The 15654-nt window shown below is 61.9% G+C and carries 19 protein-coding genes; 6 read left to right on the top strand and 13 right to left on the bottom strand.

Annotation, left to right across the window (positions count from 1 at the left end):
• Positions 1-15: 15 nt before the first annotated feature.
• Positions 16-1650: a methyl-accepting chemotaxis protein gene (locus tag APH28_RS01275; RefSeq protein WP_060507237.1), complete on the bottom strand. Its 1635-nt coding sequence runs from the start codon at positions 1648-1650 to the stop codon at positions 16-18.
• Between the two features lie 299 nt (positions 1651-1949).
• Here APH28_RS01275 and APH28_RS01270 point away from each other — a divergent pair, with 299 nt between their 5' ends.
• Together APH28_RS01270 and APH28_RS01265 are read left to right on the top strand one after the other, a co-directional pair.
• Positions 1950-2780, top strand: a complete 831-nt coding sequence (locus tag APH28_RS01270) for an undecaprenyl-diphosphate phosphatase (RefSeq protein ID WP_060507236.1) — start codon at positions 1950-1952, stop codon at positions 2778-2780.
• A 1-nt stretch (position 2781) separates the two neighbouring features.
• Positions 2782-3177, top strand: coding sequence for a DUF1294 domain-containing protein (locus APH28_RS01265; RefSeq protein WP_060507235.1), 396 nt, complete (start codon positions 2782-2784; stop codon positions 3175-3177).
• On the opposite strand, the gene APH28_RS01260 is transcribed toward APH28_RS01265, so the two are convergent.
• The 4 genes from APH28_RS01260 to APH28_RS01245 form a co-directional block, all read right to left on the bottom strand.
• Positions 3178-3522, bottom strand: a complete 345-nt coding sequence (locus tag APH28_RS01260) for an MmcQ/YjbR family DNA-binding protein (protein ID WP_371263054.1) — start codon at positions 3520-3522, stop codon at positions 3178-3180.
• A gap of 26 nt (positions 3523-3548) precedes the next feature.
• Entirely contained in the window at positions 3549-4472 is a 924-nt protein-coding gene (locus APH28_RS01255; RefSeq protein ID WP_060507233.1) for a LysR substrate-binding domain-containing protein, read from the bottom strand.
• 117 nt (positions 4473-4589) lie between these two features.
• A complete protein-coding gene (locus APH28_RS01250; RefSeq protein WP_060507232.1) occupies positions 4590-5549 on the bottom strand; it encodes a zinc-binding alcohol dehydrogenase family protein in 960 nt (319 codons plus the stop codon).
• Between the two features lie 93 nt (positions 5550-5642).
• Positions 5643-6422 carry a helix-turn-helix transcriptional regulator gene (locus APH28_RS01245; RefSeq protein WP_060507231.1) on the bottom strand — a complete coding sequence of 260 codons (780 nt, stop codon included), beginning with the start codon at positions 6420-6422 and terminating at the stop codon, positions 5643-5645.
• A gap of 184 nt (positions 6423-6606) precedes the next feature.
• On the opposite strand from APH28_RS01245, the gene APH28_RS01240 reads away from it, so the two are divergent.
• Together APH28_RS01240 and APH28_RS01235 are read left to right on the top strand one after the other, a co-directional pair.
• Entirely contained in the window at positions 6607-7218 is a 612-nt protein-coding gene (locus APH28_RS01240) for an FMN-dependent NADH-azoreductase (protein WP_060507230.1), read from the top strand.
• Positions 7219-7350: 132 nt separating this feature from the next.
• Positions 7351-8385 carry a dienelactone hydrolase gene (locus tag APH28_RS01235; RefSeq protein WP_060507229.1) on the top strand — a complete coding sequence of 345 codons (1035 nt, stop codon included), beginning with the start codon at positions 7351-7353 and terminating at the stop codon, positions 8383-8385.
• Here the strand turns inward: APH28_RS01235 and APH28_RS01230 are convergent.
• The 7 genes from APH28_RS01230 to APH28_RS01200 form a co-directional block, all read right to left on the bottom strand.
• Entirely contained in the window at positions 8356-9549 is a 1194-nt protein-coding gene (locus APH28_RS01230) for an MFS transporter (RefSeq protein ID WP_060507228.1), read from the bottom strand. The genes APH28_RS01235 and APH28_RS01230 overlap by 30 nt on opposite strands.
• A gap of 137 nt (positions 9550-9686) precedes the next feature.
• Positions 9687-11273: an ABC-F family ATPase gene (locus APH28_RS01225; RefSeq protein ID WP_060507227.1), complete on the bottom strand. Its 1587-nt coding sequence runs from the start codon at positions 11271-11273 to the stop codon at positions 9687-9689.
• 20 nt (positions 11274-11293) lie between these two features.
• Positions 11294-12487, bottom strand: a complete 1194-nt coding sequence (locus tag APH28_RS01220; protein ID WP_060507226.1) for a site-specific integrase — start codon at positions 12485-12487, stop codon at positions 11294-11296.
• Positions 12488-12699: 212 nt separating this feature from the next.
• Complete coding sequence (locus APH28_RS01215) at positions 12700-13023, bottom strand: hypothetical protein (RefSeq protein WP_060507225.1); 324 nt, start codon at positions 13021-13023, stop codon at positions 12700-12702.
• 54 nt (positions 13024-13077) lie between these two features.
• Entirely contained in the window at positions 13078-13560 is a 483-nt protein-coding gene (locus APH28_RS01210; RefSeq protein WP_060507224.1) for a methyltransferase, read from the bottom strand.
• A gap of 52 nt (positions 13561-13612) precedes the next feature.
• Positions 13613-13999, bottom strand: coding sequence for a DUF2591 family protein (locus tag APH28_RS01205; RefSeq protein WP_060507223.1), 387 nt, complete (start codon positions 13997-13999; stop codon positions 13613-13615).
• The gene (locus APH28_RS01200) at positions 13996-14391 is read right to left on the bottom strand and encodes a hypothetical protein (RefSeq protein ID WP_060507222.1); all 396 of its coding nucleotides are present in this window, start codon (positions 14389-14391) and stop codon (positions 13996-13998) included. The genes APH28_RS01205 and APH28_RS01200 overlap by 4 nt, the downstream gene beginning before the upstream one ends.
• A 241-nt stretch (positions 14392-14632) precedes the next feature.
• Between APH28_RS01200 and APH28_RS01195 the strand changes: the two genes are divergently transcribed.
• Positions 14633-14845 (top strand): hypothetical protein, encoded by a 213-nt coding sequence (locus APH28_RS01195; protein ID WP_156340854.1) that lies wholly within the window; start codon positions 14633-14635, stop codon positions 14843-14845.
• Between the two features lie 154 nt (positions 14846-14999).
• Positions 15000-15299, top strand: a complete 300-nt coding sequence (locus tag APH28_RS01190) for a hypothetical protein (RefSeq protein ID WP_060507220.1) — start codon at positions 15000-15002, stop codon at positions 15297-15299.
• Between the two features lie 50 nt (positions 15300-15349).
• Here the strand turns inward: APH28_RS01190 and APH28_RS01185 are convergent, their stop codons facing one another.
• Positions 15350-15610, bottom strand: coding sequence for a hypothetical protein (locus APH28_RS01185; protein WP_060507219.1), 261 nt, complete (start codon positions 15608-15610; stop codon positions 15350-15352).
• Between the last annotated feature and the right edge of the window lie 44 nt (positions 15611-15654).

Genomic DNA, 15654 nt, shown 5'->3' with positions numbered 1-15654 from the left:
GGTGATCATGCCAACTCAGACCCGGAACTGGCGCAGCAATTGTTCAAGCTCCTCGCTCAGCTGCCCCAGGGCCACGCCGGCATCGCTGGACTGGCGCGCGGCGTCGGCGGTCTGCTGTGACAGCCCGGCGGTGTCCAGCACATTGCGGTTGATCTCCTCGACCACATGCGACTGTTGCAAGGTGGCACTGGCGATCGAGGCATTGAGGGCGGTGAGGTTGTGCAGCGCCCGGCTGATGGCGTCGAGGCTGGAACCTGCCTCCCGGGCTTGTTGCACGGTGTGGCGCGAGGCCTCGCTGCTGGTGTCGATAGCTTTCACCGCCGCATCCGATTGGCCTTGCAGGTGTTCGATCATGGTGTGGATCTCGGCAGTCGATTGCGCGGTGCGTTGTGCCAGCAGGCGTACCTCGTCGGCAACCACGGCAAAGCCGCGGCCCTGTTCGCCTGCGCGTGCGGCTTCGATGGCGGCGTTGAGGGCGAGCAGGTTGGTCTGCTCGGCGATGGCTCGGATCACGTCGAGCACCCCGCCAATTTTCGTGCTGTGCCCGGCCAGATCACGGATCACCTGAACGGCCTGGTCGATGGTCGCCGAGAGGCGGTCGATCTGCTGCAGGCTGCCGTGGATGGCCTGTTGGCCGTGTTCCACCTGCTGTTGCGCGGCGCGCATCTCGTCGGCGGCCTGTTCGGCGGTCTTGGCCACGTCCTGCACGGCATAGGTGACTTCGTTGACCGCCGTCGCCACCTGGTCCATCTGCATCGACTGTTGGGCGCTGTGCTGCTGCGCGGCGCCCGCATTGTCGCCGACATGCCCGGCCGACTGTGCCAGGGCGTGGGCGGCGCCCTGGAGCTGGCCGACCACGCCTTGCAGCTTGCCGTTGAACTGGTTGAAGTGCTGGCCCAGGCGGGTGATCTCGTCACGGCCGTGGGTGTCCAGGCGGCGGGTCAGGTCGCTTTCGCCACTGGCAATGTTGCCCATGGCCTGCACGGCCTCCTGCAAGGGGCGAGCAATGCTGCGGGCGATGAGCATGACCACCAGGGCCATCAGCACGGCGATGACCAGGCCGACCAGCGAGGCGTCGCGCAGTTGACGGGCGAATTCGGCCTGCACATCGTCGACATAGACGCCGGAGCCGATGATCCAGCCCCAGGGTTTGAACAGCTGGATATAAGAGGTCTTGGCCACCGGCTCGCTGGCGCCCGGCTTCGGCCAGCGGTAGTTGACCGGGCCGGCGCCTTGGCTGCGGGCCAGGGCGACCATCTCGTTGAATACGGCGAAGCCGTCCGGGTCGCGGATCGCGGAAAGGTCCTGGCCGTCGAGCTTGGGGTTGGCCGGATGCATGATCATCTTCGGCCCCAGGTCGTTGATCCAGAAATAGTCGTTCTGGTCATAGCGCAGCGCCTGCACCACGTGCAGCGCCTGCTGCTGGGCTGCCTCGCGGCTGAGCGTGCCAGCGGCTTCCAGGCCCTGGTAGTAGGCCAGTACGCCAGCCGCAGTCTGCACCACGTGGCGGGTCTTTTCCGCCTTGGCCTGGTACAGGTCGCCATGGATCTGGCGCAGCATCAACAGGCCGAGCACCACCAGCATGCCCACCGCAACCACCAGAATCAGCCACAGACGCCGGCTGATCGACATCGACCGCAATGCCTTCATCGAATCCACTCCCGCATTGTTCTTTTTATTGAGCTGCATCCAAGCATGCTTTGCAGGCGGCAGGCACCCGACTAATGGCTAAGTGCTAGTTATTGGCTACTCTGCCACAGGCCGCACGAGCCTTTACCATGCCGCTTTGATAGGATCTCGGCCGCGCCAGATGAAACCTTTAGCCAGGCTGAACTTTTCCACTGGCGTCGGTCCCACCAGTCGCTGTAAAAAAGGCGCGCCGCGTGCGGCAATCACAAGCAAACCAAGAATAAGGGGCCTGCAAGCAGCAGTGCTTCATCGGGGGAAGAATGGATTTTTGGACTGCCTTCCAGGCAATCATCTTAGGTGTGGTCGAGGGGCTCACGGAGTTCCTGCCGATTTCCAGCACCGGCCACCAGATCATCGTCGCCGACCTGATTGGCTTTGGCGGCGAACGGGCCATGGCGTTCAACATCATCATCCAGCTGGCGGCGATCCTAGCGGTCGTGTGGGAGTTTCGCGGCAAGATCCTCGACGTGGTGTTCGGGCTGAAAAGCCAGCCAAAGGCACGGCGCTTCACCGGTAACCTGTTGTTGGCATTCATGCCAGCGGTGGTGCTGGGTGTACTGTTCGCCGACCTGATTCACGAGTACCTGTTCAACCCGATCACTGTCGCCACGGCGCTGGTGATCGGTGGCGTGATCATGCTTTGGGCCGAGCGTCGCCAGCACACCGTGGCGGTCGACCATGTCGACGACATGCGCTGGACCCATGCCCTGAAAATCGGCTTCGTGCAGTGCCTGGCGATGATCCCGGGCACCTCGCGTTCCGGTTCCACCATCATCGGCGGCCTGCTGTTCGGCCTGTCGCGCAAGGCGGCCACCGAGTTCTCGTTCTTTCTGGCGATGCCAACCATGGTCGGTGCGGCGGTGTACTCCGGTTACAAGTATCGCCACCTGTTCGAGCCGAGCGACCTGCCGGTGTTCGCCCTCGGCTTCGTGACCTCGTTCATCTTCGCCATGATCGCCGTGCGCGCGTTGCTCAAGTTCATCGCCAACCACAGCTATGCAGCCTTTGCCTGGTACCGCATCGTTTTTGGCCTGTTGATTCTGGCGACCTGGCAGTTCGGCTGGGTCGACTGGTCGACGGCCCACAGCTGATATGGTGCGCATTGAGGGCGTGCGCAATGCGCGCCTTAAACTGTTGCTGCTGGGTGCGCTGTGCCTGTTGCCGGGGATTGGCGCGGCCCAGATGGGCTGGGGCGGGCAGACCTGGGTGCCAATGGGGTTGTACCCGCTGGTCAGCCTGATCAGCCTGCTGCTGTACTGGCAGGACAAGCGCCAGGCCCAAGGCGATGCCTGGCGTACACCCGAAAAGGTGCTGCATGCCAGCGAGCTGCTGGGGGGCTGGCCCGGCGCGCTGGTCGCCCAGCAGCTGTTCCGGCACAAGACGCGCAAGCTGTCTTACCAGCTGGTGTTCTGGGGCATTGTGCTGCTGCATCAGGTGTTCTGGCTCGACTACCTGTTCCTGGGCAGCCGCTTCCTGCCGTTCAACTGATCAGTTCAGCAGGCCCGCTTGCAGCCGTTTTGGCAGCCGTCGCACCACCAGCTGGTGCGAACGCTGCAGCAGGTCGAGCAATTCATCCCGGCCCATGGGGTAGGGCGGTTCCAAGCTGATCCACTTGGCGCGTGCGAGATAAGGCGCTGGCCGCACGCCGGGCCGGTCGCAATAGCCCAGAAACAGCTCATCGGCGACCTTGAACGACAACCCCGCCCCGGCCAGGTCGAGCACGGCGAACATCTTGTTGCCCGCCACGGAAAACACCCGGATACCACCCCATTTGTAGTCTTCCCGTGCACCCGGCAGGCTCAGGCAGAACGCTGCCACCTGTTGCTCGGTGATTTTCTGACTGGACAATGCGCTCTCCTTCAAAGGGGCCGATCACCACAAAGATCGAATGTATGCTCAAGGTGATCCAGCCAGGCCCGCACAGCCGGCAATACCCCACGCCGGTGGGGGTAGACGGCCTGCAGCCAGGCCGACGCACAGCGCCAGTCGGGCAGCATGCGCACCAGTTCGCCACTGGCAAGCTCGCTTTCGCAATGCATCAACGGCAATACCGTGAAGCCCAGGCCTGCCATCGCCGCCTCCTTGCGCATGACAAAGTCCTCCACGCCCAGGCGTGCCGGCATGGCAATATCAAAGCGCTCTCCAGCCTCGTTGAACAAGCGCATTCTGGCGAGCCGATCGGCATCCAGTGCCCCCAGGAAGGGCAGCGCGGTCAGCGCCTTGGGGTGAGCGACCGGGTGAGCGGCCTTGAAGCCGGGTGATGCGACAACCTCGGTGCGGGCCTCGCGCAAACGCTTGGTGACCAGGTTGGGCTCTTCGTCATCGGCCTCGCGCACGCGCAGCGCTACGTCGATCCCTTCATTTATAAGGTCGACCCGGCGATTGACCAGCAGCAGATCGAGCTGGACTTGCGGGTAACGCGTGAGGAAATCCCGCACCAGCGGATTGAGAAACTGATTAGCCAGCCCGACAGGGCTGCTCACGCGCAGCGGGCCACGGGGTTCGCTGGTCGCGCTGGCGATCACTTCATCGGCCTGTTCTGCTTCCAGAAGCATGGCCTGACAGTGGCGCAGATAGCGCTCGCCCAGTGCGGTAAGTTGCAACTTGCGCGTCGTGCGCTGGAGCAGGCGGGCATTCAGGCGCTCCTCCAGCTCGGCGATGCGCCGGGACAACCTTGATTTCGGAATGCCGAGCAACCGGCCAGCGGCGGCGAAACCACCGGCTTCCACGACCTTGGCAAAATAGAAAAGGTCACTCAGATTGCGGGGATCACCAATAGGCACTTTCGAACGACCTTAGGAAATGGGAACGAGGCAAGCAGCCGTGGCCATTATGCCTGAGATCGACGTTTACCGGGGGGGGACGACCCGCAGCGGGTGATCCGGCGGGTCTGAGTTGTGTCAGGGTACCAATACCGTCTTGTCGCTGCTGCCGCCGTCAACCGCCTTGTATTCGGCGATGCCATCCACCAGCGCAACTTGGCGAACACCCTCTGGTGCTGGCAGGGCACCCTCGTCGAAGTAGTGGCCGAAGTCCTTGAGCATGGCCGCGCACTGGGTGGTGTCATACAGCAGAGAGTTCACGCCTACCAGCACGCCACCTTTGCGGTACAGCGCCAGTGCCGGGAAGTTGACCATGCCATCAACGGGGGCGGCAATGATCGCGATACGCCCGAAACTGGCCAAAGCAGACACTGACGCCGGCAACCAGAACCCAGTAGTGTCGAACACCACCTCTGCGCCGCCCGGGAAAACTTCTGACACCTGAGCGGCCAGCGACTCAGCCGATTCGAGGACGATGGCCGGGTAACCCTTGGCCTCCAGCGCTGCAGCTTGCTCTGGCCTGCGCACAGCGGCCAATACACGTGCGCCGCGGATCTTCGCCAGCGCCAATGCAGCAGTGCCTACAGCGCCATTGGCACCAATGACCAACAGCGTGGTGCCTGGCTTGATGCCGGTGCGCTCGACTGCGTCGTAGGCCGTGGTATATGGCACACCGATGGCTGCCGCCTGGGCGAAGGACAGGCTTTTCGGCTTCAACGCCACGCCGCTTGCAGGCACGGTAAGGAACTCGGCATGGGATCCATCACGTAGAAATCCAGGGCCTCTGCCCGTGCCCCATACGGACTGGCCGATCAGCGCCTCGGGGCCCTGCTCGACAATCCCGGCGAAATCCCGGCCAGGTACGCGAGGCAGCGTGGTGTAGGGGAAACGCCCCAGTACATTCTTAACATCGCTTGGATTCAGGCCAGCCGCCTTGACCCGAACCAGAACCTCGTCGGTAGCGGGAGCAGGGGTAGGCAGGTCGACCAGCGCCAGGTGATCGAGGCTGCCGGTAGCCGTGAACTGCAGAGCCTTCATGTTGCGTTACCTCAAGTGGATGATGCGTCCCAGCTTAAGGTCGTCCGTTGTGCCATGCCTGCCAGATAGTTACGCGTATCGGACAGTTTGCCTTCACGTGTGCAAGTGGTGGGCGGCGTAGACGGACGGTGCAATCCCTACTGCGCGGCGGAACATTTCGCTGAAGCTGCCCAGGTTGAAGCCCAGTTCGTCAGCGACCGCGCTCACCGCCGCGCCATCGAGCAAGCGCGCAGACGCATAGGTGAGTTGCACCTGGCGCCGCCACTCGGTGAAGCCCAGGCCAAGCTCGGCATTGAACAGCCGGGCCAGTGTTCGCGTACTGGCGCCTATGGCTTGGGCGTGTTGTTCGAACGAGAGCGCCAGGGAAGGTGTGCGCAGCACGTTCTCGCACAAGTTTCGCAGACGTCGATCGCCATTGGCTGGCATCGGCACTTGCAGCGACGCGCTGCGTGCCTGACGCAGTTCGATCACCAGCAAGCCATCCAGTGCATCCCTGTAGACCTCATCGGGCGTAGGCCCTACCTTTACCCGGCGCCTGATCAGTTCGCGCAGCAAGGGGCTGACCTCGACGACCGTGAGGTCGCTGCCAATTCGCGTGGCCAGCTCTTCGCGCAGGTAGATGTTGCGCATCTCCAGGTCAGAGACCACTCGAATGCCATGGTGAATATACGGGGGAATCCAGACGGCGCGATGGGGCGGTACCAGCAGCGCGGCTCGCGGTGTGTCGACCCACATGACGCCGCTTTCGGCATACAGCAACTGCCCCCAGTCGTGCAGGTGAGGCTCGATTGCCAGGCCTCGCGGATAGGTACGGGCAAGTGGTTGGATCGGGTGCTGTGCACTGGCGAAGTCTGGTGGAGTGGCGACGGCCATGAGGGGCATTTCCAGGCAGGTAGACGTACTGGGCCGCCACTATACACCGATCAAATCTGATGATTGTCCCATCAGTGGGACGAACTAACGCATTTTTACCGACTTATCAGTTATTCGACACCCCGGTAGGATTGTCTCCATCGTGATCGCCCACCGCTGCGGTCTTCACTCACTGGAGAGTCCCATGAAACTGTTGCATATCGATTCGAGCATCCTGGGCGACAATTCCGCCTCTCGCCAACTGAGCCGCGAAGTGGTCGAAGCCTGGAAAGCTGCTGATCCGAGCATCGAAGTGGTTTACCGTGACCTGGCTGCCGATGCCATCGCCCACTTCTCGTCCGCCACCCTGGTGGCAGCCGGCACCCCGGAAGAAGCCCGCGACGCCGCCCAAGCCTTCGAAGCCAAGCTGAGCGCTGAAACCCTGGAAGAATTCCTCGCCGCCGACGCAGTGGTGATTGGCGCGCCAATGTACAACTTCAGCGTACCGACCCAGCTCAAGGCTTGGATTGACCGCGTAGCCGTTGCCGGCAAGACCTTCCGTTACACCGAAGCCGGCCCGGAAGGCCTGTGCGGCAACAAGAAAGTGGTACTGGTTTCTACCGCTGGTGGCCTGCACGCTGGCCAGCCTACCGGTGTTGGCCATGAGGACTTCCTCAAGGTGTTCCTTGGCTTCATCGGCATCACCGACCTGGAAGTTGTCCGCGCCCACGGCCTGGCCTATGGCCCGGAACACCGTACCCAGGCCATCGATGCCGCCCAGGCACAGATTGCCAACGAGCTGTTCGCTGCAGCCTGATCGGGCTGGCGATAAAAAAACCGGCTGGCGCCCCGTGCGCCAGCCGGTTTTTTCATGCAGTTTTCATCTGGCGGTGGTAAGGCCGGTTCTATGCTGACGGTATCTTGATGCCTGCTGCGCGATAGCTGACCGATGAACACTTCCCGCTGTTTGCTGGCCTTGCTGCTCGGCGGCCTGTTGGCCCACGCTGAAGCATCCCCCTGGGTCGCCGGTTTGCATCACATGACCCTCGACGACCCGGTCGATGCCAGGCCCATGCATGCCCTGGCGTTCTACCCGTCCCATGGCACACTGCGCAATATCCGCATCGACGGTTACCCCATCGACGTCGCTGAAGAGGCCCCGGTCGCCCTCGGGCAGTTCCCGCTGCTGGTGCTGTCCCACGGCAATACCGGTACCCCGCTGGCGCTGCACTACCTGGCCACCTCCCTGGCCCGCCGGGGCTTCGTCGTGGTGGCAGTGGTGCATCCGGGCGACAACGCCCGTGACCACAGCCGCCTGGGCACGCTGAGCAATCTGTACGGCCGGCCGTTGCAGGTCAGCGAGGCCATCACCGCTGCCCGTGAAGACACACTGTTGGGCCCTTACCTGAATGACGGCAAGGTCGGCGTGATCGGTTATTCGGCCGGCGGTGAAACCGCATTGATCCTGTCTGGCGCCCAGCCCGACCTGGATCGCCTGCGCCGTTATTGCCTGGAGCGCCCGGGTGATGCCGATGCCTGCAAGACCCACGGTGTGCTGATTGCCGACCGCAGCGAGCTGGCACCCAAGGCCGACTCACGAATTGGCGCGGTGATGTTGATGGCACCGCTGAGCCTGATGTTCGGCCGCCATGCCCTGGCCGGGGTGAAGGTGCCAGCACTGATCTACAGCGGCGACAGCGACCAGTTGGTGGCAGTGGACCGCAATGCCGAGGAGCTGGCGCGCAAGCTACCGATTACCCCTGACTACCGCCTGCTCGCCGGGGCCGGCCACTTCGTGTTCATGGCCCGCTGTGACGAGGAGCAGCATGCGCGCATGCCAGCGCTGTGCAAGGACGCCGAGGGTGTCGACCGGCGCTACATCCACCATTCGCTGCAGCGCGACACGGCGGCCTTCTTCACCCAGGCCCTGGGCGCACCGGAGCACGCCGAGCGCTCAGCTGCGGTGGCTGCGCCGCGACAGTAGCAGCGTCAGGCCGACCCCGGCCAAGGCCAGCAGGGCTGCGACGCAGAAGATCGAGGCATAACCCAGATGTACCGCTACCGCGCCCATCACCGGGCCGGCGACGGCCAGCGCCATGTCGAAGAACACGGCATAAGCACCCAGCCCGGCGCCGCGGCTGCTGCTTGGCACCTGCTTGATCGCTTCGACACCCAGTGCCGGGTATACCAGCGACAGGCCGAAGCCGGTCAGGCCGGCACCGACCAGTGCCCACGGCGGCGAAGGCGCCAGCCACAGCAGGCTCAGGCCGAGCACTTCGGTGGCCATGCAGGCCATGGCCACGTTGTAGCCGCCGAAGCGGTTGACCGCATTGACGAACAACAACCGCGAAATGATAAAGCACAGGCCAAAGGCACTCAGGCACCAGGCCGCCCCGATCCAGCCGCGCTCCAGGTAATAAAGGGTGACGAAGGTGGTCAGGGTGCCGTAGCCGATCGACGCCAGGGTCAGCCCCAGCCCGCAGGGTGCGACGCGGCCGAAGGCCGACCAGAACGGCAGCCGCTCACCGCGGGTCACGACCACGTCCGGACGTTTGCGCAGCACCAGCAAGGCCAGCAGCGCCAATACCAGCAGGGCAGGACCGAGCACGCTGAAGTCCAGGCCGGCGACCGCCAGCACACCCACCGGCGCACCAATGGCGATAGCCCCATAAGAGGCGATGCCATTCCACGAGATCACCCGCGCCGTGTGTTCCGGGCCAACCTGGCTGATGCCCCAGCTCAAGGTGGCGACGCCGATCAGCCCCTGGGCAAGCCCCAACAGCACACGGCCGCCGAGCAGCAGTGCCAGGCTCAGCAGCGGCAGCTGCAGCGACCAGGCCGATAGCAGCGTCAGCACCCCGCAGCCGGCGATGCCCAGCAGGCCAAAGCGGATCGCTTTCTTGCCCCCCAAGGTATCTGCTACGCGCCCGGCAAAGGGGCGGCTGAGCAGGGTGCAGAGGTATTGCAGGCCGATGGTCACTCCGGCGATCACTGCCCCGAAACCCAGCTGGTCGTGCACATAGCTGGGCAGTACCGCGATCGGCAAGCCGATGCAAAGGAAGGCAACGAAGGTGTAGAAGACGATCGACAGGATCTGCAGGGTGACGCTGAAGGTGCTGCTGGCGGGGGCGGGCTGTTGCGCGGTCATGGGCTCTTTCGCGGGCGGGCGGTTGGGCGTGCCCTAATGATGGCCGCTGCGCGAAGGAAATGAAAGCAGGCTAACGAATTATTCGTCGGGGAGCGCCGGCCCAGCCACCACAAGGCGGCCAGGCCAGCTCAGCTACCTCAGACCAGAACGCCCTGGCTACGCAGGTAATCGTCATAAGTGCCGCTGAAGTCCACCACACCATCAGCGCTCAGCTCGATGATGCGGGTTGCCAGCGACGACACGAATTCGCGGTCATGGCTGACAAACAGCAGGGTGCCCGGGTAGTTTTCCAGCGCCAGGTTCAGCGCCTCGATCGATTCCATGTCCAGGTGGTTGGTCGGTTCGTCCATCACCAGCACGTTCGGCTTCTGCAGGATCAGCTTGCCGAACAGCATGCGGCCCTGCTCACCACCGGAAATCACCTTCACCGACTTGAGGATCTCGTCGTTGGAGAACAGCATGCGCCCCAGGGTGCCGCGGATCACTTGCTCGCCGCTGGTCCACTGGCCCATCCAGTCGAACAGGGTCACGTCGTCTTCGAAGTCGTGAGCGTGGTCCTGGGCGTAGTAGCCCACTTCGGCGCTGTCGGTCCACTTCACCGAACCGGCATCCGGGGTCATTTCGCCGACCAGGGTGCGCAGCAGGGTGGTCTTGCCGATACCGTTGGGGCCGATGATCGCCACGCGCTCGCCGGCTTCGACGGTGATGTCGAAATTCTTGAACAGCACTTTGTCATCGAAGGCCTTCGCCATCTTCTCGACGACCACGGCCTGGCGGTGCAGCTTCTTGTTCTGCTCGAAACGGATGAACGGGCTGACACGGCTCGAAGGCTTGACCTCGGCCAGCTGGATCTTGTCGATCTGCTTGGCGCGCGAAGTGGCCTGCTTGGCCTTGGAGGCGTTGGCCGAGAAGCGGCTGACGAAGGTCTGCAGCTCGGCGATCTGGGCTTTCTTCTTGGCGTTGTCCGACAGCAGCTGCTCGCGCGACTGGGTGGCGGCGGTCATGTACTCGTCGTAGTTGCCGGGGAACAGGCGCAGCTCACCGTAGTCCAGGTCGGCCATGTGCGTGCACACGCTGTTGAGGAAGTGACGGTCGTGAGAAATGATGATCATGGTGCTGTTACGCGCCGTGAGGATCGTTTCCAGCCAGCGGATGGTGTTGATGTCCAGGTGGTTGGTCGGCTCGTCGAGCAGCAGCACGTCCGGGTCCGAGAACAGCGCCTGGGCCAGCAGCACACGCAGCTTCCAGCCTGGCGCCACTTCGCTCATCGGGCCAAAGTGCTGTTCCAGCGGAATACCCAGGCCCAGCAGCAGTTCACCGGCGCGGGATTCGGCGGTGTAGCCGTCCATCTCGGCAAATTCGGTTTCCAGCTCGGCGACAGCCATGCCGTCTTCCTCGGTCATTTCCGGCAGCGAGTAGATACGGTCGCGCTCGGCCTTGACCTTCCACAGCTGGCCGTGGCCCATGATCACGGTGTCGATCACGGTGAATTCTTCGTAGGCGAACTGGTCCTGGCGCAGTTTACCCAGGCGGGTGTTCGGCTCGAGCATGACCTGGCCACCGGACGGCTCCAGGTCGCCGCCGAGGATCTTCATGAAGGTCGACTTGCCGCAACCGTTGGCACCGATCAGGCCGTAGCGGTTGCCGTTGTTGAATTTGACCGAAACGTTTTCGAACAGCGGCTTGGAGCCGAACTGCATGGTGATGTTGGCGGTGGAGATCAAAGGGCTTACCTATCAGTAACTTACGACGCTGGATTTTCAGCTGATACCGATTTGATACCAATCTTGAGTTTTTCCAGCTCGCTCCAGTCGGAGCTTGAGTTGAGCCAACGGGCATACGTCGACAGCAGCATCTGAACGCTGTGACCCAGCTGTTGGGCGATAAATGCGGGGTTGAGGCCGGACATTAAGCATATTGTCGCATAGGTGTGACGGCAGTTGTATGGGGGACGACGCCTGATCCCCAAATCGTTCAGCACTGGCACCCACTGCTTGTGCAGATCAGACGTCTGTCTCACGTACGCGGCGTTCTTCGACGGCGGAAACAAGAACGGCGTTTCGGTCACCACTCCCTTCCCGTGCCTGCGGCGGTCCGCGTACTCCCTCGCGAACTGGATTGCCCGCAAGGCCCGATCATTCAGCAGGACAAACCGGTCTCGCCCGGTTTTTGTCCTTTCCTCCACCTTCCCCAGGGCAACGGTCCTCTTAACGTGCACCGTCCTCTTTTCCATATCGATCACATCCCAGCGAACTGCCAAAGCCTCCGACAGGCGGAGGCCGGTGAAGAACATGAACTCGAACAGCGCGGCGTAGATGAGGCTCGGCCAGTGCTTATGCTGGTACAGCTTGTCGATGATGGTGTTGGCTTCTGCCAGGGTGAAGGGGTCAATCTCCTTCCTCGAACGCTTTGGCAGCTCAATCATTTCGGCGGGATTTTTGGTCAGAAGTCCTTCCCGGGTAGCTGCACCAAGAATCGTTGCCAACCTGGTGATCGCATTGCGTTTGACGTTTGCCGATGTCCAGTCGGTGTCAGCGATGACGCGGCGCAGCAGGGTGGTTGTGATCAGGTCAACACGGACCATAGCCAGGCGCGGTACCCAATAGAGGTTCAGGGCACTCTTGTAGTTGTTGTGAGTACCTTGGGTAATTTCGCGGCTGTCCAGCCAGAGCTGAGCGTACTCGCCAAAGGTCGGTTTTCCGCCGACCGCAGCCTGCGAGCTGGGGAACAGCTCGGCATATTTGTCCTGGTCAAGGAGACCAAGCTTGTTGAGGCTGGTTACCTGATCGCGAAGGCTGGATGCAGCTTTGATCCCTTTCTGTGTCGGGGGATAGGGGAGCGTTTCGCATCGACGGATACCGTCCCAAGTGAAACGAATGCGGAGGGAGTTGCGGAAGACTTCGACTCCTCTGGGTAGAGCCATTGGCTTTCCAGCCATTCGTCGTATCTCCTTTTGCTGTAGATGATTCGGCCGCCGTGCTTGATCCAGACGCCTTCAGGTACTTTCCCGTCCTGGCGTCTTCGCTCCAGGGCTTTCTTGGTGCAGCCGAGTAGATCGGCCATTTTCTGTTCAGTGACCTTGTCGACGTCGCCGGTGCTTTCGTTTTCCATGGGATGGTCTCCACGCCGCCGGTGGCGGCAGGTTGGTGGTCAGTCGACCTGGCAGTAGACGTAGCAGTTGACGCCCTGGGCCTTGAGCGAGGCTTGCATCGCTTGCACGCCAGCGCTGTGCTGATTGCCGATGCCTGGCCAAGACGTGTCCAGATGGACGCCCTGCTGGTGGTAGCGGCTCTTCTTCTGCACGTAGCCCGGCAGGCTGGGCAGCTGGCTGGCGCGGAAGCCTGGAACGGGGATGACAACGCGGTCGAGGTTGGCGCTGCCGCCATCATTGGTGCAGGCCGCTGCGGCCGCTTTGCCGGCCTCGGTGGCAATGCGCACCTTCTCGGGCAGACCGGCCAATTCTTCTTTCGTCATAGCGTGGCTCTCCATGCCCGCGCATGTCGGCGGGCTTGAGTTGTAGGGGAGGGATTAGGCTGCGGGGCGTTTCATGAAGGTGATCCAGTGCGTCTTCTCGCGCTTACCGGACTTGTGGCCAAACAGGGGTTTCTCATCGGTTAGGGCCAGCAGCTCGCTTACCAGCACCTGGGTTTCGTTCCACTTGAAGATCAGGATTCCCTCTGGCTCCAGCACGCGGAAGCACTCGGCGAAGCCTTGGCGGATGTCTTCCCGCCAGTCGCTGGTCAACAGTCCGTACTTAGCGCGCATCCAGCTATCGACGCCGGCCCGGGTGAGGTGCGGCGGATCGAACACGACCAGTCGGAAGGTTGAGGCCTCGAAGGGCAGGCTACGGAAGTCCATCAGCACATCGGGCTCAACCTTCAGCACGCGGCCGTCGCAGAGTAGGTGTTCCTCGTCGCGGATGTCGCCGAACAGGGCGCGCTGGTCTTCCTTGTCGAACCACATCATGCGGCTGGCGCTGCAGGGATCGAGCACTTTCGCTGCAGCGCTCATCGCGTCCCCCTGTAGATCAGGTAGGCGATGAGCAATGGTGCGGCGAGCGGGATCAAGAACATGGCATCAGCTCCTTCGGCACCTGGACGGTATCGCCGAGCCTGTAGTGGACGAGGCCTCGGCAGAACGCGACCAGTGCAGTGGGACCGTAGAGCCAGACCGCGGCTCCGGCCGGCCCGCCGCTGTAGCAGGCGTCCTCGGTAAGGCCCGGAGAGTGCTGAGTGCTGCCGCAGTGCTCATCGATCAACAGGCCGCCCTGGCTCCAGTCATTCGACGGCTGATAGAGGTTCGTCCAGCAGCCGCCTTCGGGCGTGTCGTAGATACAGATGACGCCATGTTCACCGATTGCGATCTCGGCTGCGTCAGCTGCCATGGCCACAGCCCAGTCCAGCGGCGCGCCGATCAACCTGGCCGTCTTCACTTCGATCAGGTCGGTCATCCTCGCTGCTCCTTCTTACGCTCCACATCGATCTGCTCGTAGAGGGCGTCAACGCGCTTCTGCTTTCGGTTGATCGCTTCGGAGCGGGTCAGATGGTCCCTCATTGCCTTGTCATAGGGCTCGATCTTCTCGATCAGCCGAAGGCGTTCATTCGGGTCTTTCGACGTGTTGAATTGCCTGGCCAGGCGATCTCGCTCACCAAAGTCGAGGTGGTCAAGTGCGCGGTTTTCCTTCTCCATCTCATCAATGACGGCCGCCGATTGCCGGCTCCAGCGCAGGTACAGGACGTCACTTCTCTTGGGTTTGATGAAAAAGTGCTGCGACCTGATCCAGTCCACCAGGTCATCCTTGGTCATTTCGTCGAGCACATCTTTGCGGCCGGCTTTTTTCACAGCTCATACCTCTCATCAATCCAGCGCCCAGACGCCAGAGCGGGTGTAGGTTCGGGTTGGGTTTCGTGCGGGAGAGCTGGCGCTGGTTGTCTGTAAAGAAATGCTTGAAACATAGCTTCGCCTCGCCGCCATTCGGCGGATTAGTTAAGATCGATGGAAATAAGTGAGACCAGGGGAGGTCCATCAGGCAGAAGTCTTGGAAAGGCTCAAATCCTTGCTGTGCAAGTTGGATGGAAAGACCATGCCGGATATAGAAAAAAGATATCGCGCTTACAAATTGCTTCGGGACCTGGACGCGCTCACCTCAACCACCATGAATCAGGTAGCGTACGGCCGGTTGGGAGGGGCCGAATGGCGAGCCGCGTGCGAGGCACACCGCGCTGCGTTCAACGCCTGGATTGAATTTGCCGATTCGCTTACAGCCGAAGCGAAAGACAAAGACCGCGCCTCTTAATCACGATGAGGCTTATACAAAAGTGAAAATCTGTATAACTTTAATGCCGACCGTCGCTTCGCTAGATTTTCTGATCTAAGTCACTTGCAGTTTTTTGTGCGCGATTTATTTTGACCCTCTAATGGATGAACAACAAAGATTGGAGGAGGGTCACATGCGAGTTCGTGGAAATGTGTTTTGGGAATGGGCAGATCCGGCGCTTCACCACCGTACCCATGACGAAACCCTCGACGACGGAACGCATATTGATGTGCAGGTGAGGCTTTCATCCACAGGGCAGACACAAATGTTCATCGGCGTCTACGCACCTCAAGGCATGGCTGTGCACGAGGAGGCGTTCGATTCCCGTCCTGGCGAGTCGATGACTCGTGCGATGGCATGGGGCGTAGGGATGGCGCGGAAAATCGCCGTCGAGGGCAAGCCGGCAGTTAAACCAAAAGCTGCTGCTGGGTAGTGTGGTGCTGGCGGGGTTGGACCGTTAGCCTCGGTCCAATCCCCACACGATCATTCAACCGGCCCCTCATATACGGGTATCGGGCCGCGGTAGAGCTGAGGGTCGTAATGGCGCCCTGGCTTCGTGGCAAAGAACTTTCCGCCTTGCTTCCCATCTCGGCGTTGGGCCAGGTAGGCCACAGGCTCCCTCGACGGTGTTTCTTCCAGCGCTTTCAATATTCGTACCGCTGCTGCGCTTCCTTCGGGTAGTTCCTCCAGCGCTGCTTCCAGCACGTCGAGCGGTACGCTGATCATCTTATGGTTACTACGCATCAGAACTCCATAATTCCCTCATCGTTGCCTTAATAGGCTAGCTC

The organism is Pseudomonas sp. NBRC 111124 (assembly GCF_001320245.1).
In the GTDB taxonomy this organism is placed as follows: domain Bacteria; phylum Pseudomonadota; class Gammaproteobacteria; order Pseudomonadales; family Pseudomonadaceae; genus Aquipseudomonas.
The sequence above is the reverse complement of the archived record's forward strand: the minus strand, read 5'-3'. Positions and strand labels throughout refer to the sequence as shown.